This is a genomic window from Arthrobacter sp. 9V (genome assembly GCF_902506065.1).
Classification (GTDB): Bacteria; Actinomycetota; Actinomycetes; order Actinomycetales; family Micrococcaceae; genus Arthrobacter.
Window position 1 is genome coordinate 3,304,948 of the sequence record NZ_LR732912.1, and the last position, 23,323, is coordinate 3,328,270.

At 63.1% G+C, this 23,323-nt stretch carries 19 protein-coding genes; 6 read left to right on the top strand and 13 right to left on the bottom strand.

What is annotated here, in order from left to right; genetic code table 11:
• A partial coding sequence (locus BACI9J_RS24375) for a DUF4129 domain-containing protein (protein ID WP_236558705.1) occupies positions 1 to 646 on the top strand: 646 nt, incomplete at its 5' end.
• A 197-nt stretch (positions 647 to 843) separates the two neighbouring features.
• On the opposite strand, the gene BACI9J_RS15125 is transcribed toward BACI9J_RS24375, so the two are convergent.
• Both BACI9J_RS15125 and rsmI read right to left on the bottom strand, forming a co-directional pair.
• Entirely contained in the window at positions 844 to 2,325 is a 1,482-nt protein-coding gene (locus BACI9J_RS15125; protein WP_159735101.1) for an NAD-dependent succinate-semialdehyde dehydrogenase, read from the bottom strand.
• A 160-nt stretch (positions 2,326 to 2,485) separates the two neighbouring features.
• Positions 2,486 to 3,355 carry a 16S rRNA (cytidine(1402)-2'-O)-methyltransferase gene (rsmI, locus tag BACI9J_RS15130; RefSeq protein WP_159736491.1) on the bottom strand — a complete coding sequence of 290 codons (870 nt, stop codon included), beginning with the start codon at positions 3,353 to 3,355 and terminating at the stop codon, positions 2,486 to 2,488.
• 133 nt (positions 3,356 to 3,488) lie between these two features.
• Here rsmI and BACI9J_RS15135 point away from each other — a divergent pair, with 133 nt between their 5' ends.
• Together BACI9J_RS15135 and BACI9J_RS15140 are read left to right on the top strand one after the other, a co-directional pair.
• Positions 3,489 to 5,321 carry a dolichyl-phosphate-mannose--protein mannosyltransferase gene (locus BACI9J_RS15135; RefSeq protein WP_159735102.1) on the top strand — a complete coding sequence of 611 codons (1,833 nt, stop codon included), beginning with the start codon at positions 3,489 to 3,491 and terminating at the stop codon, positions 5,319 to 5,321.
• Between the two features lie 13 nt (positions 5,322 to 5,334).
• Positions 5,335 to 7,167 (top strand): AMP-dependent synthetase/ligase, encoded by a 1,833-nt coding sequence (locus BACI9J_RS15140; protein ID WP_159735103.1) that lies wholly within the window; start codon positions 5,335 to 5,337, stop codon positions 7,165 to 7,167.
• A 39-nt stretch (positions 7,168 to 7,206) separates the two neighbouring features.
• Here the strand turns inward: BACI9J_RS15140 and BACI9J_RS15145 are convergent, their stop codons facing one another.
• Together BACI9J_RS15145 and BACI9J_RS15150 are read right to left on the bottom strand one after the other, a co-directional pair.
• Positions 7,207 to 8,382 carry a TIGR01906 family membrane protein gene (locus BACI9J_RS15145; protein ID WP_236558706.1) on the bottom strand — a complete coding sequence of 392 codons (1,176 nt, stop codon included), beginning with the start codon at positions 8,380 to 8,382 and terminating at the stop codon, positions 7,207 to 7,209.
• Between the two features lie 139 nt (positions 8,383 to 8,521).
• Complete coding sequence (locus tag BACI9J_RS15150; RefSeq protein ID WP_159735104.1) at positions 8,522 to 9,517, bottom strand: stage II sporulation protein M; 996 nt, start codon at positions 9,515 to 9,517, stop codon at positions 8,522 to 8,524.
• 106 nt (positions 9,518 to 9,623) lie between these two features.
• Between BACI9J_RS15150 and BACI9J_RS15155 the strand changes: the two genes are divergently transcribed.
• Positions 9,624 to 10,427, top strand: coding sequence for an RDD family protein (locus BACI9J_RS15155; RefSeq protein WP_159735105.1), 804 nt, complete (start codon positions 9,624 to 9,626; stop codon positions 10,425 to 10,427).
• A 113-nt stretch (positions 10,428 to 10,540) separates the two neighbouring features.
• Here the strand turns inward: BACI9J_RS15155 and BACI9J_RS15160 are convergent, their stop codons facing one another.
• The 5 genes from BACI9J_RS15160 to BACI9J_RS15180 all read right to left on the bottom strand — a co-directional run bounded on the left by BACI9J_RS15160 (position 10,541) and on the right by BACI9J_RS15180 (position 15,203).
• A complete protein-coding gene (locus BACI9J_RS15160; protein ID WP_159735106.1) occupies positions 10,541 to 11,362 on the bottom strand; it encodes a pentapeptide repeat-containing protein in 822 nt (273 codons plus the stop codon).
• A 187-nt stretch (positions 11,363 to 11,549) separates the two neighbouring features.
• Positions 11,550 to 12,770 carry a L,D-transpeptidase gene (locus BACI9J_RS15165; RefSeq protein WP_236558707.1) on the bottom strand — a complete coding sequence of 407 codons (1,221 nt, stop codon included), beginning with the start codon at positions 12,768 to 12,770 and terminating at the stop codon, positions 11,550 to 11,552.
• 146 nt (positions 12,771 to 12,916) lie between these two features.
• Positions 12,917 to 14,395 (bottom strand): adenosylhomocysteinase, encoded by a 1,479-nt coding sequence (gene ahcY, locus BACI9J_RS15170; protein WP_159735108.1) that lies wholly within the window; start codon positions 14,393 to 14,395, stop codon positions 12,917 to 12,919.
• A 45-nt stretch (positions 14,396 to 14,440) separates the two neighbouring features.
• Positions 14,441 to 14,659: a Trm112 family protein gene (locus tag BACI9J_RS15175; RefSeq protein WP_159735109.1), complete on the bottom strand. Its 219-nt coding sequence runs from the start codon at positions 14,657 to 14,659 to the stop codon at positions 14,441 to 14,443.
• 145 nt (positions 14,660 to 14,804) lie between these two features.
• Positions 14,805 to 15,203 (bottom strand): DUF3499 domain-containing protein, encoded by a 399-nt coding sequence (locus BACI9J_RS15180; RefSeq protein ID WP_159735110.1) that lies wholly within the window; start codon positions 15,201 to 15,203, stop codon positions 14,805 to 14,807.
• Positions 15,204 to 15,346: 143 nt separating this feature from the next.
• Here BACI9J_RS15180 and BACI9J_RS15185 point away from each other — a divergent pair, with 143 nt between their 5' ends.
• Complete coding sequence (locus tag BACI9J_RS15185) at positions 15,347 to 15,865, top strand: metallopeptidase family protein (RefSeq protein WP_159735111.1); 519 nt, start codon at positions 15,347 to 15,349, stop codon at positions 15,863 to 15,865.
• 30 nt (positions 15,866 to 15,895) lie between these two features.
• On the opposite strand, the gene BACI9J_RS15190 is transcribed toward BACI9J_RS15185, so the two are convergent.
• The 3 genes from BACI9J_RS15190 to BACI9J_RS15200 are packed head-to-tail and all read right to left on the bottom strand — an operon-like array spanning position 15,896 to position 21,520.
• On the bottom strand, positions 15,896 to 17,578 hold the full coding sequence (locus tag BACI9J_RS15190) for a DUF5719 family protein (protein WP_159735112.1): 1,683 nt from the start codon (positions 17,576 to 17,578) through the stop codon (positions 15,896 to 15,898).
• Positions 17,571 to 20,966: a glycosyltransferase family 2 protein gene (locus BACI9J_RS15195; RefSeq protein ID WP_159735113.1), complete on the bottom strand. Its 3,396-nt coding sequence runs from the start codon at positions 20,964 to 20,966 to the stop codon at positions 17,571 to 17,573. Before BACI9J_RS15195 ends, BACI9J_RS15190 begins: the two co-directional genes overlap by 8 nt.
• Positions 20,967 to 20,977: 11 nt before the next feature.
• Positions 20,978 to 21,520 (bottom strand): WhiB family transcriptional regulator, encoded by a 543-nt coding sequence (locus BACI9J_RS15200; protein WP_159735114.1) that lies wholly within the window; start codon positions 21,518 to 21,520, stop codon positions 20,978 to 20,980.
• A gap of 376 nt (positions 21,521 to 21,896) precedes the next feature.
• Here BACI9J_RS15200 and BACI9J_RS15205 point away from each other — a divergent pair, with 376 nt between their 5' ends.
• Complete coding sequence (locus BACI9J_RS15205) at positions 21,897 to 22,592, top strand: TIGR03089 family protein (RefSeq protein ID WP_159735115.1); 696 nt, start codon at positions 21,897 to 21,899, stop codon at positions 22,590 to 22,592.
• Between the two features lie 37 nt (positions 22,593 to 22,629).
• On the opposite strand, the gene BACI9J_RS15210 is transcribed toward BACI9J_RS15205, so the two are convergent.
• Positions 22,630 to 23,196, bottom strand: a complete 567-nt coding sequence (locus tag BACI9J_RS15210) for a GtrA family protein (protein ID WP_159735116.1) — start codon at positions 23,194 to 23,196, stop codon at positions 22,630 to 22,632.
• Positions 23,197 to 23,323: the final 127 nt, after the last annotated feature.

The window sequence follows — 23,323 nt, forward strand, 5'->3', positions numbered from 1 at the left end:
CCCCGGGCTTGATACACCGGCGGCAGGATCCGCCTCGGTAAACCCGTGGCCGGCCATCGGCGCTGCCGCAGCCGGGGCCTTGTTGCTGGCCGGATTCCTGTGGTCGCCAAGGCTGAGCAGGACGGTTCTCCGGCGACGCCGGCTCAACCAAAAGCCTCCGAACGGTACCCACCCCTCGGGCCCCGCCGATCCGGCCCCTGAACTGGCATGGGCCGAGTTGCAGGATCTCGCTACGGATTACGGCGTGCCCGCCACCCCCAGCGAGACCCCAAGAAACTTCTCCGCCAGGCTCCGCGCCAGTTCCGCTCTTGGCGTCGCCCTTGGCGTCGCCGGAGGACTCGACGACGCCGCGCATGAGGCAGTGGCTTCCCTCACCTCGGACTTCGAACGGCAACGTTACGGCCGTGTGGCGACCTCGGCCCCGGCCGCCGCCGCACGCATCGCCGTCGTCCGCGAGTCGTTGCGCAACAATGCCCGCTGGTTGGTGCGCTTCCGCGCTGACTGGTTGCCGCCGTCGATGATGCGCCGCTGGGTCCATGCCCTGGGCGCGCCGTTCCGGGTTGTTGGAAGGTTCGGCAAGGCGACCGGGCGGGGCATCGCATTGTCCTGGCGAAGGCTTAAGGGCCTGCTCCCCCAACGCCGCTAGGTGAGCACGGCGGGTTCAGCACGGCGGGTTCAGCACCGCGGGTTCAGCACCGCCGCTTGAAGTTCAGACAGCCCTTTGACGTACAGACAGCAAGGGCCCGACGCCGGAACTTGTGGTTCCGGGGCCGGGCCCCTGCGTTTGTCAACCGTTCTTGTTGCGAGAGCGGTGGACCGGGCTCCTTGGTGGAAAGAGCAGTATTAGTCGGCGTACGGGTCCGCGATACCTACGTACTGGGTGTAGAGGTACTCTTCGATGCCTTCGGAGCCGCCTTCACGGCCCAGGCCGGACTGCTTGACGCCACCGAACGGTGCAGCTGCGTTGGAGATCACACCGGCGTTGAGGCCGAGCATGCCGGTCTCAATTTTTTCGCTGATGCGCAGGCCACGGTTCAGGTCCTTGGTGAAGACGTAAGCCACCAGACCGTATTCGGTGTTGTTGGCCAGGCGAACGGCGTCGTCTTCGGTGGAGAAGGTGATGATCGGCGCTACCGGGCCAAAGATCTCTTCCTGCAGGATGCGGGCATCGGCGGCAACGTTCTTCAGCACGGTGGGCTGGTAGAAGTAGCCGGGACCCTCGACGGCGGCACCACCGGTGACGGCTGTGGCACCTCCTGCTACGGCTTCGGAAACCAGGGCGTGAACGCCATCGCGGGCCTTGCCGTCAATCAGCGGGCCAACCTTGGACTCGGGCTCGGTACCGCGGGCAGTGGTGAGGGCACCGATCTTGGCGGCGAACTTCTCGGCAAAGGAGTCAGCCACGGACTCGTGCACAATGAAGCGGTTTGCTGCGGTGCAGGCCTCGCCCATGTTGCGCATCTTGGCCGCGATGGCGCCTTCGACTGCCTTGTCCAGGTCAGCGTCTTCGAAGACCACGAACGGTGCGTTGCCGCCCAGTTCCATGGAGGTGCGCAGGACCTTGTCCGCGGCTTCACGGATCAGGGCCTGGCCCACCGGGGTGGAGCCGGTGAAGGAGATCTTGCGGAGACGGTCATCCTTGATCAGCGGACCCGTGACTGCGCCGGCGGTGGAGGTCTGGATGACGTTCAGGACACCGGCGGGCAGGCCGGCTTCCTGCATGACCTGTGCGAACAGCAGGCTGGTCAGCGGGGTCAGGTTGGCGGGCTTGAGCACCATGGTGCAACCGGCAGCCACCGCGGGGGCTACCTTGCGGGTGGCCATGGCCAACGGGAAGTTCCACGGGGTGATCAGCAGACACGGGCCAACCGGCTTCTTCTGCACCAGGAGGCGGTTCTTGCCATCCGGTGCTGCGGAGTAGCGGCCGGAGACACGGACTGCTTCTTCGGAGAACCAGCGCAGGAACTCGGCACCGTAGGTCACTTCACCACGGGCTTCGGCCAGGGGCTTGCCCATTTCCAGGGTCATCAGCAGTGCGAAGTCTTCGGCGCGCTCGGTGACCAGTTCGAAGGCACGGCGCAGGATCTCGCCGCGTTCGCGGGGCGCCGTGCGGGCCCAATCAGCCTGGGCGGCAGCAGCGGCGTCGAGGGCGGCAGCGCCGTCTTCAGCACCGGCGTCGGAGATGCTGAGCAGGACCTTGCCCGTTGCCGGGTCCTCAACATCAAAGGTCTTTCCGGAACCGGCCGGGCGCCACTGACCGTTGATCAGCAGGCCGGTAGGGACGGAAGCCAGCAGTTCGCTTTCGCGTTCAACCGTGACAGTCATGGCGACTCCTTCGTCTTGGGTGCTTTGGAGAATTGCACCACTGGGGTTCGTTGCCGGAAGCGGCGTGAATTACTGCCACCGTACTGCCCCGCGAGAAGCAGTGTCTACGCCTTCACGCACTGCCACGTGGCCGCCGATTTGTGCAGGTGCACAGCGCGTGTCAGCGTGCTGCGAGAACCGCCGAGTAGAGCTCCCGCTTGCTGACGCGGGCGTCCTCGGCAACTGCTGCCACGGCCTCCTTCAATCGGATGCCTTGGGAAATAAGCTCATTGACCGCTGCCACGTGGTCCTCCGGCTTGCCGGGTTCCTGTTCGGGTGCACCGCCCACTACCACTGCGATTTCGCCGCGGACCTCGTTGTTCTCGGCCCACTCCAGAAGTTCACGCAAGGTGCCCCGGATGACCTCTTCGTACGTCTTGGTCAGCTCACGGCACACTGCAACGCGGCGCTCGGCCCCAAAACGCTCATGAAGTGCCCGCAACATCACTTCAAGCCTGTGGGGGGCCTCGAAGAAGACCATGGTGCGGCGTTCGTCAGCCAAATCCGCCAAACGTGAGTTCCGATCCCCCGACTTTCGCGGCAGGAATCCTTCAAAACAGAAACGGTCGGTTGGCAAACCGGACAGTGCCAGCGCCGTCAACACTGCAGAGGGGCCGGGAACCGCGGTTACTGTCAGCCCGGCCGCCACCGCGCCTTCCACCAAACGGAATCCGGGGTCTGAAACCGCCGGCATTCCGGCGTCGCTGACCATCAGGATGGTCTTGCCGGCGCGCACGTGGTCCAGCAGTTCGCCGGTCTTGGCTACTTCATTGTGCTCGTGGTAGCTGATGACGCGGCCGGTGACCTCAACGCCGAGGGCGGTGACAAGCCGGTGCAGACGCCGGGTGTCCTCTGCGGCCACGATGTCCGAGGTCCCAAGGAGTTCGACCAAGCGCGCGGAAGCATCGCCGACGTTGCCGATCGGCGTTGCCGCAAGGACAATCCTGCCGACGCCGGGAGTCGACCCTGAAGCAGAAGCTGCCTCTTCCAGGTAGTCGTCAAAGGGAGCTTCGTCAGGGGTGCCGCGTTGTTCGTCCACCTGCCAAGCCTAATGCCGCGCGGGGTTCAAGGATGCAGCCGCGGGGTTCAGGGATACAGCAAGGATGGAAAGGTAGCATGGGCGGGTGAACCAGTCGCCCGTTCCTTCCACCGCTTCCGGACCCCCGGCAGCGCCGCAAGCGACCCCGGCGACTCCGGAACCCGAAGACACAACAGTGGAGGAAAGCAGCGGGCAGCCGGAGAGACAGCAGTCCGCAGGCTCCTCACGGGCCAGCACAAGGGAGCACCTGCCCGGCAGCGGCGTGCCCGGTCGTTTCTTGTCCAGCCGAAGCCTTGAGGGGCACCGCTGGATCGCACGGCCGTCCGAGGCCTACACTGCCCGGGCGTTGAAGGAACGTCTGATCGGCGGAATCCAAAGCTGGCGGGACTACCCGGCATCCTTGCGCTTGTGGTTCTGGCTGATCCCCGCCCTCACTGCCGTGGTGGGCGGCATTCTCCGCTTTTTCCGGCTGGATACCCCGCGCAGCCTGGTCTTCGATGAGACGTACTACGTCAAGGACGCTTACTCCTATGTGGTGAGCGGCTATGAACGCAGTTGGCCAGCAAATGCCAATGATTCCTTCGTCGCAGGCAACCCGAACGTCCTCCTCAATACTCCTGAGTACGTTGTCCACCCGCCGGTGGGCAAGTGGATGATTGCCTTCGGAATGTGGTTGTTCGGTGGAGACAACCCCTTTGGATGGCGATTCAGTGCAGCATTGGTTGGCACACTGACGGTCTTCCTTGTTTCACTTATCGCCCTGAAGCTGTTCCGCTCGCATACTCTCGGTGCCGTTGCCGGACTTCTGCTGGCCATTGACGGCCATCACCTGGTGCTCTCCCGGACGTCCTTGTTGGACATCTTCCTGGCCTTCTGGATTCTGGCCGCTTTCGGCGCCTTGCTGATGGACCGCGACGACGGCCGCCGTCGTCTGGCTTCCCGGCTCGCCGCGCAAGCGGCTGCTTCACCGGGAAGCCGCCCCAAACCCACCCAACTGGTAACAGGCCCTTGGCTTGGCATGCGGTGGTGGCGCTTGGTTGCAGGTCTTTGCCTCGGCCTCGCTGTGGGGACAAAATGGTCGGCGCTGTTCTTCGTGGCGGCCTTCGGGATCATGACCGTTTTGTGGGATCTGAACGCCCGGCGCATTGCAGGAATCCGCAGCTGGTTCAGCGCCGGCATCATCAAGGACGGCCTGCCCGCCTTCGTCACCATCATTCCCATCGCTGCGGTCACCTACGTGGCCACGTGGACGGGATGGTTCCTTTCCAAGGACGCCTACTACCGGCAATGGGCCGCCACCAACCCTGCACCCGGCTGGGATTGGCTGCCCAATTCCGTACGTTCCCTGGCGCATTACCACCTTGAAGCTTACAAATTCCATCAGGGCCTCAGCTCGGACCATCCGTATGAGTCCAGCCCCTGGACGTGGCTGATCATGGGCCGCCCCACCTCGTTCTACTACCAGTCCCCCAAACAGGGCACCCCTGGCTGCATCGTTGAGACGTGTTCTTCGGCCATTCTGCCGGTAGGGAATCCGGTGGTCTGGTGGGGCGGAACCATCGCTTTGGTCATCCTGTTGTTCTGGTGGGCCGGCCGCCGCGACTGGCGCGCCGGTGCCATCCTCGCCGGGGTGGCCGCCGGATACCTTCCGTGGTTCATGTACCCGGAACGTACCATGTTCATTTTCTACGCCGTGTCCTTCGAGCCGTTCCTCGTTCTGGGCCCGACATATGTGCTGGGGCTGGTTCTGGGGCGCAGCACAGACCCCATATGGCGGCGACGATCCGGCCTCTACATAGTGGGTCTTGTGGTGGTGTTGGCCGTCCTGGCCACGGCATTCTTCTATCCGGTGCTCACCGCCGAAGTCATCAGCTACCAGGAGTGGCGGATGAGAATGTGGATGCCATCGTGGATCTAGGAGGAGGCAAACAGTGAGGGAAGCAAGCACGGAACTTCTGGTCGAGGCGGACCCGAACACCAACGTGACGGACCTCCTCCTGGAACGCTGCCACAAGGATCCCTTCGGTAACCTGTACGCCCACAAGACGGCCAACGGCTGGTTGAACGTCTCCGCGGCGAGGTTCCTGGCAGACGTCACGGCCTTGGCCAAAGGCCTGATCGCAGGCGGGCTAAACCCTGGCGATCCTGTGGCTGTGCTGTCCCGCTCAAGTTTTGAATGGACACTGGTGGACTTCGCCATTTGGATGGCCGGCGGAGTCACCGTGCCCATTTACGAGACGTCCTCGGCAAGCCAGATCGAATGGATCCTCGCCGATTCCGGTGCCAGGCGAGTCTTTGTGGAAGACACTGACAAAGCCCATCTCGTTCATGAATTGGTGGAACGCTCCCCCGTTCTGGGCGAGGACCCTGTGATCATCATTCGAATGGAGCACGACGGCGACGCGCCCAACCTGACCAGCGTGTCCGCCGTCGGGGTCGGCATCATGGACACCGAACTGGAGCGCCAGCGCAGTGCCGCGAACCTGGCCAGCGTCGCCTCAATCGTCTACACCTCCGGGACAACGGGCAAACCCAAGGGCTGCCAAATCACCCACGGCAACTTTGTCCTCGTGGCACGAAACGTCATCCCGTTCCTCCCCGAACTCCTCATGCAGCATGGCGCGCGGACACTGATGTTCCTGCCCTTGGCACACGTCCTCGCCCGGGCAGTCCAGGTTGTCTGCATGAGCGCGGGCATCACTCTGGGGCATAGTGCCGGTGCCAGTGGGCTCATGGCCGACCTGGGCTCTTTCAAGCCCACTTTCCTGCTGGCCGTGCCCCGCATTTTCGAGAAGGTCTACGCCGGCGCCAGCCACAAAGCGGCAATGGGCGGCAAGTCAGCCCTCTTCTCCGCGGCTTCAGCAACCGCTGTTCAATATTCGACGGCGGTAGACCTCGCCGCCCGCGGCGAGGGGTCGGGTCCGGGTTGGCTTCTGAGCCTGAAGCATTCCACGTTCAACAAGCTCCTCTACCCCAAAGTGAGGGAGCTGTTCGGCGGAGAGGTGGGTTTCACGGTTTCCGGCGCCAGTCCCCTCAGCCTCCGGGACAACCACTTTTTCCATGGCGCGGGCGTTCCTGTCCTTGAGGGCTACGGCTTGACGGAGACCACCGCGCCCTGCACGGTCAACACACCCGGCATGACCCGCATCGGCACGGTGGGGATACCCCTGCCGGGAACCACCATTCGGGTGGCCCGGGACGGGGAGGTGTTGGTCAAGGGCATCGGCGTCTTCAAGGGGTACCACAACAATGACGAGGCTACCCGGGCCGCCTTTGTTGACGGCTTCTTCCGTACCGGTGATCTCGGCGAACTCGACTCGGACGGCTTCCTCACCATCACCGGCCGAAAGAAAGACCTCTTGGTGACGGCGGGAGGCAAGAACGTGGCACCGGCTCCCTTGGAGGAGAAACTCCGCGAACACCCGTTGGTGGGGCAGGCCGTGGTGGTGGGTGACGGCCGGCCGTTCGTCGCCGCGCTGCTCGGCTTGGACCCTGAAGGGCTTGCCGACTGGTGTGCGGAGAACAAAATGGGCGCCATGACGGCCGAAGAAGCCGCTGGCGATGACCGGGTAAAGGCCGCCATTCAGTCTGCAGTGGACGAGGCCAACAAGCTGGTCTCCGCCGCCGAATCCATCAAGAAGTTCGGTTTTATCACCGCGGACCTCACCGTCGAGTCCGGACACCTGACGCCCTCGCTCAAACTGAAGCGGGCCGCGGTGCTCAACGACTTCTCAGGGGCCGTGGAAAAGCTGTACCGGAAGTAGCGGCACCATCCAGGCGGCCTTAGGCACACTTGGCGCCGCTTACCTCTGGCGCGTGGCCTCTGTTGTTTCCTTCGGAAGGTCGGGAACCTCAGATTCTTCGTTTGAAGCAGCTGCGTTCTCGTTTTCTTCCTCCTGCCGGGACGCCACACCACGCCGCCGTTTGGTGGGCCACGTGAGGATGAACGTCAAAGTTGCTGCCAGGAACACCAGGGCGCCGATGACAATGCCCGCATCAATCCAGAACTGGCCCGGGAAGAGCCGGATCAAAGTGTCTTCCAGCGAGAAGGTCCATGTTCCATTGGCAAAGAAGATCCGGTGGAACTCGGTGAAGAACTGCTGCCAGCTCAAGGCCGCCAGAACCGTGAGGCCAATGATGATGACCAGCGTGACGATTGATCCGGCAAAGAGACCCCGCCGGATCCCGCCGTTGCTTCGCTTACGCAGATACAGGATGGCGATAATGCTCAGGATGATGAGCAGGAGCCCTGCCCCGAAGGCGGACAAGATCACCAGCTTCACGTCGGCCATATGGGAAACTTCGCTGTCCGTGAAGAGCTTCTCGCCGTCCTGGTTGACCAAGCCTCCCAGATAGCGGGGCCCCGCCCAGTTGCTGAGGTAGTCCACCGCGTAAGAGCCGTACGTCATGCGATCGTCAGTGCTGAAGCCGTATCCATCGCCCGGGAAACCCGGACGGTTGTACTCCACCCACAGGAACAAAGGGCTGGTGACGGCCCGGACTGCGAGCACCAGCAGAATTACGGGGTAGAAAACGGCCAACAGCACCTGGAAAATCCGAGGTCCGATCGGCTTCACCTTTGCAGCTTGCTCGCGTTCGGCATTTCGTCGCGCCACTTCATCATCCGGTGGACGGATCTGAAGGGCCGACGTCGGCAAAGGTTCCGAGTAGTGCGAAGGCGCGTTGGTGGTGGAAGCCTCCGCAAGGGTGTCGGCGAACAACGGCGTTTCAGTACCAGCGTCTGCGGCCTCAGCGGCTTTGCGGTCCGCCCGGCTCCCGGGCTGTCCGCTGGCCGGCGTCGCAGTTGACGGAGTGGCTGAAGCCTTTGCTGTGACGGGCGTGGCTCCTGCAGTGGCTGCAGGAGCAGCCTCGGTAGCGCCACTGGACGTTTTCGGCTTCATCCAGTCGAAGGCCGGCTCGTTGGGGTCCTCGTGGACGTCCGTGTCCGGTTCTTGTGGTTTTGGGCTCTTGTCGCTCACAGCGGGTTCACTTCCGTAGGCATCCACCGGCGATTGCTTGCTGCCGGCTCTCTTGTCTGCATTCGAGCCTACCGCCCGGCATTACACAGACACGCGGTGCCACCCCGGCTTCGAGCAGATTGAAACGTAACTGTAAGCTCTAGGCCGCGATGCTGCGGTAACCGGCGTCGTTGGCGTCCATATCTCCCGTGACGCCCGCCCGGACTGCCCTCCCGCCAAGAACCAGGGTGTAAAGCCAATAACCGGCCAGAACCAACGCGCCGATAGTGATCTTGGCCCACACAGGCAGCAAGCTCGGCGTGACAAAACCTTCAACCATGCCCGAGACGAGCAGGACAAGCACCAACCCCATGGCAATGGTGATCAGCGAACGGCCCTCGTCAGCCACAGCCTGCAACCTGGTCCTCGGTCCGGGCCGCACCATGGCCCAAAAAATCTTGAGCCCCGCAGCACATGCGATGAAGACCGCAGTGAGCTCCATGAGACCGTGCGGAAGGATGTAGCTGAAGAAGATATCCATCTTCCCGGTTGCAAGGAAGAGCCCGGCAGCGATTCCCAGTCCCTGCGCATTCATGAACAGGATGAAGGGCACCCAAAACCCCGTGACGCCGAAAGCCACCGCCTGGGCAGAAATCCAGGCGTTGTTCGTCCAAACCGCTCCGGCGAAGGAAGCCGCGGGATTCTCCGAGTAATAGTCGATGAAGTCTTCCTCCACGTACTGCTGCACCCTTGCATCGCTGGAGGCCACAGCCCTCAATGCCTCCGGTGAAGTGCCAATCCACAAAGCATAAGCACCAGCCACCAGCACAAAGGCGAGCCCGCACCACACGGTCAACCACCGGATCCGGTAAAACGCTGCGGGAAGGGAGATCACGAAGAACCGCGCCAGATCCTCCATGAAGTTCGAGCGCGCCCCGGTGAAACGAGTCCGGGCCTGAGCCAGCGCTGCGGACAAAGACGACGACAGTCCCGTCTCCGGTGCCACGGAACGGATCAAGGAAAGATGCCCGGACACGGTCTGGTAAAGGCGCAGAAGTTCGTCCGCCTCGGCCCCGTCAAGCCTGCGCTTATGCGCCAGGAAATGAAGCCGCGACCATTTGTCCCCATGTACGGCCGAGAAGGCATCAATGTCCACGGCACCACCCTAGCGCCTGTATCCACCGTGCAGTCAGCCCCGCCGCTAGACTCGATGGTGCAGGCGCTCAAAGCGCCCGCAGTATTGGCAAAACTTGGGGGCGGGCATGAGTTCAATCATCACAGGCGAGGCCGTAGTCCTCGAGCTTCGCCCCGCGTCCTTCGCCGCACGGGCCCTGGGCCTCATTATCGATGTCATCTCCCAGGTGGTCCTCGCAATACTCCTGATCATCCTCATCACCGCAGCATCCCGGGATCTTGACGACGCCGCCATACAAGCACTGATCCTCAGCAGCGTAGTGTTCTCCGTGGTCATCGTGCCCGTCACAGTGGAGACACTGACCCGCGGGCGGTCGCTGGGAAAGCTCGCAACAGGGCTACGCATAGTCCGCGACGACGGCGGGTCCATCCGCTTCCGGCACGCCCTCATCCGCGGGCTCCTCGGATTCCTGGAGATCTACATGACCTTCGGTGGCCTGGCAATCGGCGTTGCGCTCTTCAACGACAAATCCAAGCGCCTCGGCGACATCGTTGCAGGCACCTACTCACTCCGCCAACGCGTACCCTCAAAGCCCCGGATCATGCCCGTAACCCCGCATCACCTGCAATCCTGGGTGGCCATGGCGGACATCGGCAGGGTACCGGACGCCACCGCCCGACGCGCAGGGACCTTCGTGCAGCAGGCCTACCTCATGGCGCCGGCCTCGCGCGTGAACATGGCCGCCTCCCTCGCATCCGAACTGGCAAGATACGTTGCCCCGCCCCCGCCCGCCGGCACCATCCCCGAAGACTACATAGGTGCAGTCCTCGGGGAACGCCGCAACCGCGAACTCGTCCGGCTCAGGCAGGCGGAACAGCGGAACGCCACCATAGGTGAGCGACTCAGGAAGCTGCCGTTCACTGATAGTTAGCGCCCCGCTGCCGGCTGACGCCGGGCGGCCGCCGTCCTCTGCCTGCTCGCTCGTTCCTCGCTTAGACGCAGGCTGCCGGACGCCGGCCGTCCGTCGTTGTCAGATCTGGGCTACTACCAGTGAGCCGGACTTGTGAGTCTTGTTGGGATAAGGGTGGTGGGGGCGCCTTCGGCGGCGTTGATCTGCGGTTGGGTCAGGTAGAGCGCTTTGGACAGGTCGGCTCCTTGAAGCTGTGCTCCTCGCAGGTCAGCGCCCAAAAGGTCTGCCGCTGTGAGGTCGCTTCCGCGTAAGTTGGCGCCGATCAGGTAGGCACTGCGGAGGTCTGCGCCGCAGAGGCGGCGATTGGCAAGGTTGGCGCCCACGAGGTCGGCACCCGCCCGGACGCCGCCGTCGACGGTCTGCTGGTCTTCGGCGCCGTAGGAGGCGCGGACTTCATCGCTAACCTCCATCAGCAGCGCCCTGACCTCGCCGTGGAGTGAGACGACGTCGGCGGCAAGGACGGTGGCCGCGTCTCCTTGGGCGGCGGCTGCTATGCCCTCGGAGAGTTGGTCCGCCGCAGCTGCGAGGTCGGGATCGAAAGTCCGTTCCCCGGCTTCGGCCAGATACCAGAGCATCTCATGGAGTTGCCTGACTATTTTGAAGACGGCGAACATCGAGGACATTGAGCTCGGGTCCTGGGTCCAACTGATTCCTGAGAACGTCTGTTGGGACACCACTTGGCCGGCGCCGAAACAATCAAAAACCGTGCAACCGCTGAAGCCTCTGGGCCGCAGGCTTTGGTGGATGGTGCAGGAAAAGTCGCCCGCCATGTTCGGGCACGGCGAAGCGGCAGGCTTGTCGATCGCGAAGTCAGCAGATCGGGAGAACCCTAGTGCCGTACAGCAAAGGGCAAAGCAGTTGCCGCAATCCGGGCTGAGGTTTGGTGAAATGGTCATGCATGCTCCAGGTGAAGAAAAAGGGTCCGGGGGAAAGAGCCGGGGAACCCGTGAGCGGGTTCCCCGGAGGGACACCCGTGATCACCGTTGAAGGCAGCACGAAAAGCAGGGCCAACATGGTGTCAGCACTGAAGAAATGGGTCAAAGCGCGCAGGAAAGAATCACTGCGGCGATCCTAGCAGCATCACTAGCGCTGAGCGTAGCTCGCCCAGGGGATGTTCCAGTCGCCGAAGCCTTCCAACGGTTCCACTGCCGGCGCTCCGGTGTTGAGGATCTGGACAACGTCTCCGGTCTTCATGTTGTTGAAGAACCATTCAGCGTCCGCAGGCAGCAGGCCAACGCAGCCGTGAGAGACATTCACCCGGCCGATGGCCCCCCACGCCGCTTCGAGTGCTTGGTGAACGTACACGCCGGACCACGTCAGGCGGTTTGCATAATCCACCACCATCGGAGCGTAGTACCCCTTGTCACCGGGTTTCAGGCCAATGCTGCCGGCGTTGAAGTTGGATTTGCGCTCCTGCTCCAGGATCACGGCATATCCTGTGGGTGAGAGCCAGTCCTCGCCCCCTAGCGATACTGGCGCCGTGTGGACCAGCTGCCCATCGGAATACACGTTCATGGTCTTGGTGGTGTCATCCACCACCGCCACGCGCTGGGGGCCAGTGGTGAAGGTCGAAACTACGTCGGCATTGCCGATCATCTTGTTACCGAAGTCCACACCCAAAAGCTTCATGTCCACGGTGACCGTGGTGCCGGAAGCCCAGAAGGCCTCGGGACGGATTCTGACCTTCTTGTCCGAGTACCAGTGCCAAGCCACAGGCTGGCCCGACGAAACGGTGATGGCCACCCGCTTCTCCATGGCCACCTTGTCTACGACGGGCTCGCTGAAGTTGATTTCAATGGGCTGCCCGGAGCCTGCGGTGGTGCCGTGGCGGGGGTAGATGGACGCATCTGCCTCATATGCTGCGGAAACAGTTGTGAAGGTTTGGGACTTCCTGATCTCTTTGCCCGCTGTGTCCACCACGGTAAAGGCGAAGTTGTATTGGGTTTTGAATTTCAGGACTTCCAGGGTGGTCCAGGTGCTGCCGTCAGGGCTGGTCTTGCCCTGCACGGAGACCCCGCCGGTGACAGGCGTCAGCATGACGTCCTTCACCTTGCCATTGACGGCCTTGATCTGTGGGCCAACCACGGGATTCCATTCCACAGCGCCATCCAGCGGGGTGATGCCCAACTCCACGGGTTTGGCCTCCACCGTGGGAGCAGGCGACGGCGCGACGGCCGCTTCCCGGGGAGAACCCGCCAGAAGTCCCGGCACGGTGACCACGCCGATTCCGCCCACCACAATAGCTGCGCAGACTCCAATGATGGCAAGGATCTTGCCCTTTTTCCGTGTGGCGACTTCCGTCATGGTTCCCGTCATCCTGTCCCCCGCAAGCACTACTGAACACTCAATTCTAGCCGAAAGGCCGGCCACGCTGGTTGCGTGGCCGGCCTTTCGCCATCGATTTGGGTACCGCCGAAGCAGGCAGCCAGGACACTTGGTACAAGTGCAGCCTAGTAGCGGTAGTGCTCCGGCTTGTAGGGGCCGGCAACGTCCAGGTCCAGGTAATCAGCCTGGTCCTTGCTCAATTCCGTCAGCTCCACGCCCAAAGCATCCAGGTGGAGGCGTGCAACCTTCTCATCAAGGATCTTGGGGAGGACGTAGACCTGGTTCCTGTACTCGCGCTCACCGGCCGGCTGATCCTTCTTGGTCCAGAGCTCGATCTGCGCAATGGTCTGGTTGGCGAAAGAGTTGCTCATCACGAACGACGGGTGGCCCGTGGCGTTGCCCAGGTTCAGCAAGCGGCCCTCGGACAGCACAATGATGGACCGCTCCGAATCCGTGCCGGCCTCAAACACCCATTCGTGGACCTGCGGCTTGATCTCGACCTTCTTGACGCCGGGAATCTTTGCAAGCCCGGCGATGTCGATTTCGTTGTCGAAGTGCCCGATGTTGCCAACAATTGCCTTGTTCTTCATGCCCAGCATGTGCTCGGCCATGATGACGTCCTTGTTGCCTGTGGTGGTGATGAAGATGTCACCCTGGGCGAGTACCGTCTCCAGCTTTGCTACCTGGTGGCCGTCCATGGCGGCCTGGAGGGCACAAATGGGGTCGATTTCGGTGACAATGACCCTTGAGCCCTGGCCACGGAGCGCCTCAGCGGCACCCTTGCCGACGTCACCGTAGCCGCACACAACTGCAACTTTGCCGCCCATGAGGACGTCCGTTGCCCTGTTGATGCCGTCCGGCAGGGAGTGGCGGATGCCGTACTTGTTGTCGAACTTGCTCTTGGTGACGGAGTCGTTGACGTTGATGGCCGGGAACAACAGCTTGCCCTGCTCGGCGAGCTGGTATAGGCGGTGCACACCGGTGGTGGTTTCCTCGGTGACGCCCTCAATGCGGGCGGCCAGGCGGGTCCACTTCTGCGGATCAGCGGCAAGGGTCCGGCGCAGGAGGTCAAGAATAAGGACGTACTCCTCCGGATCATCCTCGGTAGCGGCGGGTACTGCCCCTGCGGCTTCGAAGTCGACGCCCTTGTGCAGCAGCAGCGTGGCGTCGCCGCCGTCGTCGAGAATCATGTTGGGGCCCAACTCCGGGTTGGCATCAGCGCCGGGCCAGGTGAGGATCTGCTCCGCAGTCCACCAGTATTCCTCGAGGGTTTCGCCCTTCCAAGCGAAAACCGGGACACCCTGCGGGTCCTCCGGGGTGCCCTTGCCAACAACGACGGCGGCAGCGGCTTCGTCCTGGGTGGAGAAGATGTTGCAGGAGGCCCAGCGAACTTCCGCGCCCAAGGCAGTGAGGGTTTCAATGAGCACCGCGGTTTGGACCGTCATGTGCAGGGACCCGGCGATCCTTGCACCCTTGAGGGGCTGCGATGCACCGAACTCAGCGCGGAGCGACATGAGGCCCGGCATCTCGTGCTCGGCGAGCCGGATCTGATGGCGGCCGGCCTCCGCGAGAGTGATGTCAGCCACTTTGAAGTCAAAAGTCATGAAAGTCCTTAGGGGTACCGTGCGGATGTGGTGGAAGAAGGCGCGTCAGGCCTTGGAGTCGTGCTGGCCTGAGGTTGCCGCGTTGGCGGCGGCCAGCAGTTCCGGTGGCAGGAGCAACGGGATGCCGTCCTCAATGGTGTAGCGGAGCTTTTCGCCGTCCGCAGCGGAATCGGTGGAAACCAACTCATCGCCCTCCTGGACCAGCGGTGAACCCGTCACGGGGCAGCGCAGGATGGACAACAGTTCAGGACTGACCTTTGGCATGAATGATGCTCCCTGGGTGGCGCCGGCACGGCGCCGCTGGCGGATATATCTGCAGATTCCAGACTACCGCGCAGGGAGATCGTGTTTTGATCCGGACGACGAATTACCACCGCGGGGCAGGATCACGGCGTTGGCAGCGGCCGGTTCAGGACGGTTCGCGGAGGATACGCAAGTGCCCACGGCGGGTGCCTTCGGCGCCGGCGGGCGGCTCCATTTGGGCGTGGCTTTGCCGGGCAGGAGTTTCCGTGGGGGCCGAGGCCGCCTCCCGGACCGCGTTTGCAAGCGCCAGCAAATCATCCGGGCCCGGCTCCTGCGGCGTTGTGGGCATGGCCAGGCGCAGCACTTCCCAGCCACGCGGAACGGTCAAGGACTCTGCATGCTGCGAGCAAAGATCATAGGCATGCGGTTCCGCGTACGTGGCCAGAGGCCCCAGGACTGCGGTTGACTCTGCGTACACGTACGTCAAAGTGGCCACCGCGGACTGGCGGCAAGCTGATCTTGAACACTGACGAATGGCACCCACAACATCCCAGATTAGCGCCATCAGGCACGTACATTGCGCATTGATCGTCCGTGCCTCACCATGTCTGCCGGGCATCACGTAACAACGCTCCGTACTATCAACGGACGCGGCGCGGTACAAGCCGTGAGGTCGCGCTGGCGGTTCCTCGGGACTAAAGTCGATATATGCAGTCACAGCCACATGTTCCCGGGTTCAATATCCGGTGGACTGACGCCGATGGCGATCAGGCCCAGGAACACGCCGGTTCGGAAGCGCGGGGATTCCGCCGACGCCGGCGCAACCGGCACGGACGGGGACTGCGGGGAGAACTGATGCTCCCCAACCTCCCGGGATTCCGCACCCGCGCAGAGCGTTTTGATGACATGGTGCTGGACTCCGCGGAGCGCCTCCAGGACATGTGGGGCAAACAACTGGACGGCGTTTTATTTGCCGTCGACGAAATTCCGCCCAACCTTGAGCAGCTCGTTGCCACGGGAAACCAAGCCCCCTTGGGCTCCTACACTCCCGGTGGCCGCGGTGAGGCACCCATGATCACGGTCTACCGCCGCGTGGTGGAGCAGGGCGTCTCCACCCGGGAAGAACTGCAGGACCTCGTCCATGACGTAGTGGTGGAGTACACAGCCGAGATGCTCGGCGTGCCACCTGAGACACTGGACCCCGTCTACCGGCGTCGATACCAATAGTCGTGTAATCCCACGCGGCTCCGGGCGTGATTAGTAGCCAACAGAGACAGGGACCTTCTGAAGCCCGGCTGCTGCATCCTGAATTGCCACCACCGAAACGTCTGTGCGGCCTTGCTTTCCGAGGACCAGTGCGCCGTACACAGGGTCACCCGAAGCGGACACCACGTAGCCGGCCACTACCGAGCCGCCGGACTTCTCCGGTAGCTCGATCATGGAGGTGGTCCCGCCGGACATGTCCACGTCAACGGCCTTGCCTACCTTGCCGTCGGCAGTCACCGGCGCATAGCTGACCGTGCCGCGCCCCTCGGGGACACCGAGGCTCAAGAACCTCTGGCCCTGCCGGGGAATGGCCACCAAGTGCTGGCTGCCGAGGCGGGCCGAGGACGGTGACCACGCAAAGTCGGTCGCATCTTCGGCCTTCGCGCCGCGGGTTACCCTCGAAGAGGCCAGGAACGAAACATCGGAGCTGGCTCTTACCGTGTAACTGCCCGCCGGAACGCCATCCAGGTTCAGGGTTGCCACGGTCCCGCCTTTGACCGTCACCACTCCCCCGTTGGGAATCTTGCGTTCACCGTTGGCACCATAAAGGCTGACTTGCACCACGGCGTCGGTGGAACCCGGTACGGCGATCTGCAAAGCGGGGACAGCATCGGCAAAACCTGACTTGGCGGCCAGAGCCTTAACCCCAGCCGGGTCCTGGATATCGACGCCGGACATCACCTGCAGGTTCGATGGCCCTGCCCCGGGCGAGAGATACTCCACACCGCCGGGAGCGATGCCACGCAAAACGCTTTGCTGGATGGTGGCTGCAACCGGCCCGCCCGTGCTGCGCACATGTACTGCAAGCTGCGATTCGCCGGGGGCCAGCCCGGCCAGGTTTACCGAACGGGTGGTGCCGGGAGCCACCAGGAGACCACGCGCGCCGGGCGCCTGGATTTGTCCCGCGTCTCCATACAATTCCAAGTTCACCGTGGCCGGGGTTTCGGAGGCGTTGCTCACGTTCAGAACCGCTGTGCGTCCCACGGCAGTGTTTGCACCCAGCACCCAGGCGTCGTTACCAGGGGGCTGGCATTGAGTTGACGCCAAACCCCGGAGATCGCCGTCGGTGGCCGAGTAACTGAGGTTGGCGGCCAGCGACGCTTGCTCGTTTCCAACGGCATCGGCGCCCACTACAGCCGTGGAAGGCACAGGGCTGATGGACGCGACGCCCGCCGCAAGTACCGGCGGGCCAACGGTGGGCGTAGGCGAACTGGTGGGAGTTTCAGCAATCCGCGCCATGGCCTCACCTGTCAGCGACGCCACGTTGCTCCCTGGCACCGTTCCGGCCGGGTTGCTCAACACCACTGCGTTCAGGGCGCTCGTGGCAGTGGTGGATACCGGGCTGAAATCAGCATCCGTGCCCACCACCGTTCCGTTGACAAGCCGGGCAGGTTCGGGACAAACGCCCAAAGCGCGGCCGGCAGGTACGTCAGCCTGGCGGATGTCCATGGTGGTCCCCCCGGAAGGTTCGGGGACCATGGACGTCGCCGCCACTGCGCCTCCGCCCGCCGCAAGGATGACCACGGCTGAGAGGACGCCGGTGATGACTCCCTTATTGGAACTGCGGGTGCCGGAGCTGCGGGTGCCGGAACTGCGGGTGGTCGAGCTTCGGGACTTCGTTGGTTCGATGGCCCCGGTGCTATTGCCGGACGGATTTTTCTGGTCCTCAGACACTGCTGTACTCCTTACGGAGGGAGACTTCGTCCCTCGACATGCCGGTTCGGCTGCGGCGTGCGGGCATCGGCACTGCCAAGAGAACCGTCAGTCCGATCACCACCGCCTGCAATATCCCGAACCACAGAGCCCAAGGGTTGGTGTAGCGGATTTCAACATCGCCGCCGCTGGCCGGTAGCTCAAAGGCCTGCGACCAACCGGATGTTGTGGCCTGCAGTTGGCGTCCGTCCAGCCAAGCAGTCCAGCCGGGATCGGCGCGTTCGGCCAGGACGATCTTTCGGCCTTCATCCCCCGATGACACAGTAGCGTCCACGTTCACTTCCTCTGAGGGCAGCGTACTCACCAGCGCACCTTGGGAGTCCACGATGCGCACCCGGTGTGCAGTGTCAGCAGCAGTAGCGGCCTCCTGGTTCCGGGGCGTCACCCGCCACAACCACCCGGCGTCAGTCTGGCCTACGGCCACAAGTCCCGGGACGGCGTCGATCCTGCTGGCAGTTAGTTGCGCGGCGTTGTCCTCTGCTTTCAGGACTACGAATCCTGCGCCAAGCTGTTCCAGATCGGTGCGTGGGTCAACGCCCGTGCCAGCCACGATAGTAGCTACGGCGCGGCGCAAGGATGAAGTCGCAGCGTCGTCTTCCGCGATTTCCTCACGTCCCGGCGCACCGATGATGGTCCGTGCCGAGGCAATAGTGGACAAGCTGTCCAGGGTGGTCCCGGCTCCGCGCATGAGTGATGATGAGAACGAGCCCTGCTCACCACTGGTGATCACCAGTGTTCGCGTGCGCTCCGGTCCCTTTCCACGATCCACCGCCGTAGCCGGCAACGTGCCCCTATCCACCGGCCATACGTGGCGGCGGGTTCCAAGGGACAATGACTGCTCCCCGGCTTCGACTGCCGCGCCAAATCCGGCTGTCGGCGTGGGTTGGAGAACATTTTGGGCAGCCCAGGCAGCCATGCCGGCGAGGGGCCCGGCCACCAGCAGCGCCATGGTAACAGCCGAGGCGACGCGCCGAAGCGGGAACGAACGACCGGAAGCCTTTGGTTTCTTCCGAGGCGCGGTAAAGAGCTTTTCCGCACCAAGAATGGCGGCCCCCAAGAGCAACACACCGGCTGCCGAAACGGCGGGGCCGGTGAAGGGGCCCACTATGACGTTGCCATTGACTCCGGTGGCTACGTGGCCCACCAGCCAGCCGCTCGCAAGAATAGCCAGGGCAACAAGCCAGAACACCCGGGCCAGGGCAGCACGTTTACCAGGCAGGAACAGGGCGGCGACAGCGAGGATCAGGACCGGTGCGATGACGAGCAAAGCAAGAAGCAGAGCCCACGGTGCGGCGCCGGGGCCGAAGATCGCCAAGCCGGTCAATCCGCCGTCGATATCAAAAGCCAATGGTTGGCCCAGAAGCTGCTGCCACAGCGGAGCTGCTTCGAACGTCAGCGGCAATCCGGGATCGGCCAGCAACGAGCGCGGCCGGTCCAGCACGGATATTCCATAGGGCAGGAACAATGCGACGGTTGGCAGGAGCGACCACCACAGGGTTTTGCCGCGTTGGCCGAGGACCACCGCGGCAAGGATCACCGCAACGACGATCGGCCCCAACAACGACGGCGCCGAGGCGGTGATAACGCCCATGGCAAGACCTGCGGCAGCGGCCGCAGTCCAGGACGGTGTTCCGTTGATGCCCGGCTTACCGGTTATCAACGCGGGACGACGACTCAGCGGCGTGCCCGCCAACGCCGGGCTTTGGGCTACCGCGGATCCCGAGGCGCGCAACAGCGCAAGGAGCAACAGGGGCATCATGACATGGGCCAGCAAGGCTCCGGCACGGCCCTCGTTGATGGCGATCAGCAGTGCGGGAGCCCCGGACCAGGCCAAGGCGGCTGCGAGCCGGAAACGGCGTTTGGTAGTAAGGGCACCCGCTGCGAACCAGGCACCCAGTGCGGACAGCGGCATGGCAAGGATCAGCAACCACACCATTGCGGCGTTGCCGTCACCGCCTCCAAAAAGTGAAAGCAACCACAGCACGTAGCCGAACGGATCGCCGTGCCCTGGCAGACCTGCGCCCAGGGAGATCCACCAGCTGGAGGCATTGGCCCATATCTCCCCTGGAGAGACCGAAAGAGGGAGGAGGCCACCGCCGGCGACGGTGCCTGAGCCCAGTAGTCCCAGTAGTCCTACGAGTGCCGCGGCCAGGGCTACCAGAGCAGCTGCGAGGGCACCTGTGCCCACCCAGCCCCGCTCATTGGTGGCCAGCGCGGCGAAGTCATCGGTAGCATCCCCGCTGGGTTCGGGGGCAAGAAGATCGGAGAAGGCCTGCGTTTCGTCGGCGGGGCGGATCGCTTCGAGCAAGGATCGCCGATGGGCGCGCACCTCCCGCGTATGCGTTTGCAGCCCGCGCACCACCGATCTGTGTACCCGGCGGGTCCTGGCTGCAACCCGGCGGCCCCTGGTGATGGCGACAGGCCGGACCAGGGCAGCGATGGTGGCAGTGAACTGCGAGAGGCCATACCCCGGTTCTTTGACCAGGATGCTCAACACGAGCCGGATCACCGCACCGAACAGGGCGCCCACCGCCTGGAACGGGACATTCCACCACGGAGTGTGCTTAAGCCTCATGTGCATCTGGGCTTTACGTGCTGCGGAGGAAGTGCCCAAACCATGCGGGCGGTGTTCCACATGGAACATGCGTGCTCCCGGGACTACGACGACACGATTTCCTGCGAGCCAGTTTCGCCAGCAAAAGTCCACGTCATCGCCACTGCCTGGCAGGGCGGGGTCAAAACCCTGCAGCAATTCCCAAACATCCCGACGGATGAGCATGCCTGCGGAGTTCACGGCGAAGGTGTCGGTGCGGGCATCGTATTGCCCTTGATCCACTTCGTCGGCGTCGATCAGCGTCAGACGTTCAGCCCAGCGGCTGGTGGAGAGTCCCACATCCACCAGATGCCGCTTGTTGTCCCAGCCAAGCTGCTTGCAGCCCGCCACTGTTACAGAGGGCGCGCGTTCAACCGCATGGAGAAGCTCCGCCAGCGCATCAGGCGCAGGTGCGGCGTCGTCATGCAGGAGCCAGATCCATTCGACCGCGGTGGACTTCCCGCCTTCGCCGTCCTGTGCGGCACCCCGTGCCGCCTCCTGCGCAGTAACGCGTGAGGGGGCGAGCTCCTGCAGGCCGGCTTGGACGGCTGCCCCGAACCCGGACTTTGCTTGATGGAACGAGGTGACATTGTTGTGGCCCAGCGCATCGCCGAGCAACTCCAGCGAGTTGTCCGTGGAGCTTGTATCAACGCCAATGGCGGCATCTGCCGAACGCGTCTGGTCCGACAATGCCGCCAATGTCCTGGGCAGGTAGTTGCCGCCGTCGTGGGAAACCACGACGGCGGTAACATGCACTTCCTTGAGAATTAGACCGCTCGCTTCCTTAGCCGGCGACGCTCCCGCTCGGAGAGTCCGCCCCAAATTCCGAACCGCTCATCATTGGCGAGAGCATATTCCAAGCACTGTGAGCGGACGTTGCACGCTCCGCAGACCTTCTTGGCGTCCCTGGTTGACCCGCCCTTTTCAGGAAAGAAGGCTTCGGGATCGGTTTGCGCGCACAGCGCATCAGTCTGCCAGCCGAGTTCGCCTTCGTCATCGAAGTCCCCCTGGGGAAGTCCGATCCACACGGGTTGCCCCGGCGTCTCAATGGGGCGACGCAGCTCCATGGGAGGGTCGTCCAAATCTTCATCCGGCCCAGCGGGCAGATCACCAATCAACGCCTCATGTGCCGCGAGGAGGGCAGTAGCCTGCTCCTCCAAAGACTGCTGCACATTCTGGTTGTATCGGTCTGCCGCTTCCGGGTCCGCCGGGTCAACGTACCAATCCCCCGGCACTTCCCGCGAACGGTATTTCACCGACGCATGTTCTGCGACGACTGCATCTTCCTGGATACGCAACGCTTGCCCCATGGCGTCCCTCCTGATTTTGCAGCTGCTGCTTGGATGTGTTTCCGATTCCCGATGACGTTCCGGGTATCTGTGCAGCGGCGTTGATTACTAATTACACGCGTGTAACTACCTGCCAGTCAAGCCGCGCCGGGATAATAATCAAGAATCTGCAAAAACGTGGGATGCGCCACGCCCAACATTCTTACCGCGCCGCCGCGTGTCGTGGCGCCAAATGGAAGCCCTCGATCGGCTCAGGTGAACTTTCATTGAATTTCCGCGGAAATTGACATCAGGTTCCGCAAGAGGCCAACGACTGGAGAAATCCGGGTGTGTCGCATTTCACAATTACGATGCCTGGCCCTAAGGAACCTGCCTAACGCCGTGGCAAGATTGACGCATGAGCATCCCGGCAGCGAACCTGATGACCGCCCTGCGATCCGGTCAGTCGACGTCACCACGACTCACTTGGTACGGCCCCGACTCCGAGCGCGTTGAGCTTTCCGGCCGCGTCCTGGACAACTGGGTAGCCAAAACCAGCAACCTGCTGCAGGACGAACTTGACGCAGAACCAGGGATGTCCATCCGCCTGGATCTTCCGGCGCATTGGAAGTCCTTGGTCTGGGCCTTGGCTGCCTGGCAGCTGGGCATGGAGGTGGTCTTCGATCACACCTCAGCGGATCTCCTGGCCACGGACAAGCCCGACGACGGCGCCGGGGCCGGCTTCGAGGCGATCGTCGCCGTGCCGCTTGCGGCACTTGCCATGCGCTGGCCGGGCGAGCTGCCATCCGGCGTCGTGGACTATGCGGCGGAAGTCCGCTCCCATGGCGATGTCTTCATGGCCCATAGCGAACCTGAGGCGAGCTTGCCCGCGGTGCGTGGAACCACAGGACTGCCCCATGAAGAACTCATGGACGGCTTTGCTGCTGATCAGGAGCCGGGCGTCCGTCTGCTGGTACGTGCGGCCGAGGGCCTGGAGCAATGCCTGGCAGCCTCATTGGGCGCATGGAAAGAGGACGGCTCCGTAGTACTTGTGCACCCGGACCTCGATGTGACCGAGCACCTTCTCGATAACGAACGCGTCAGCCGCTCTTAAGTCAGCCGCTGATGACGCCGGAGATTCCGGACCGGCTTTAGAGGTTTTTGATCGAGGGAAATTCGCCGGTTGCAGGGTTCGGACCGGATTCGGAACCCGCCTTCGCCTTGTGGTGAACTTCGATGATCTCGTGGTCATGCGAGAACTCGGGTTCGGCGTCCAGCTCTTCGTTGAACACCCAGAAGCGGTAGGCGAAGAAACGGAAGATGGTCCCCAGGACAAGGCCCACAACGCTGCCGGCAATGAACAGCGACGGTTTGTCGTTGAGGTCAAGGATGTACTTGGCGAACCACACGCAGCCGGAGGCAATCAGGAGCCCTACAAGGTTCATGACGGCAAACAGCACTGCCTCGCGAACAACATTGGCTTGTTTGCGGTGCCGGAAAGTCCAGAAACGGTTTGCAACCCAGGAGAAGACACTTGCAACAATGGTTGCGATGGCCTTGGCCCACACTTCGCTGCCGTGCATCGGACCGGAGAACAGCCAGATGAAAACCGCCGAGTCGATGACAAAAGCAACACCGCCGACGGCGCCGAACTTTGCTACCTCACGCCAAAAAAGTGAGGCAAGTCCGCGGATGCGATCTGCAAGTGTGGTGATCATGACCCTCCATGGCCGTCGAAAAAGTGGGCCGATGGGCCGATCCTATTTTAGCGCCGATTTCCTTGCACTGCCTTTGAGGAGGCTGTGAGAAGGCCGATACTGGTCCTCCGCGCTGCAAAAAACCTTG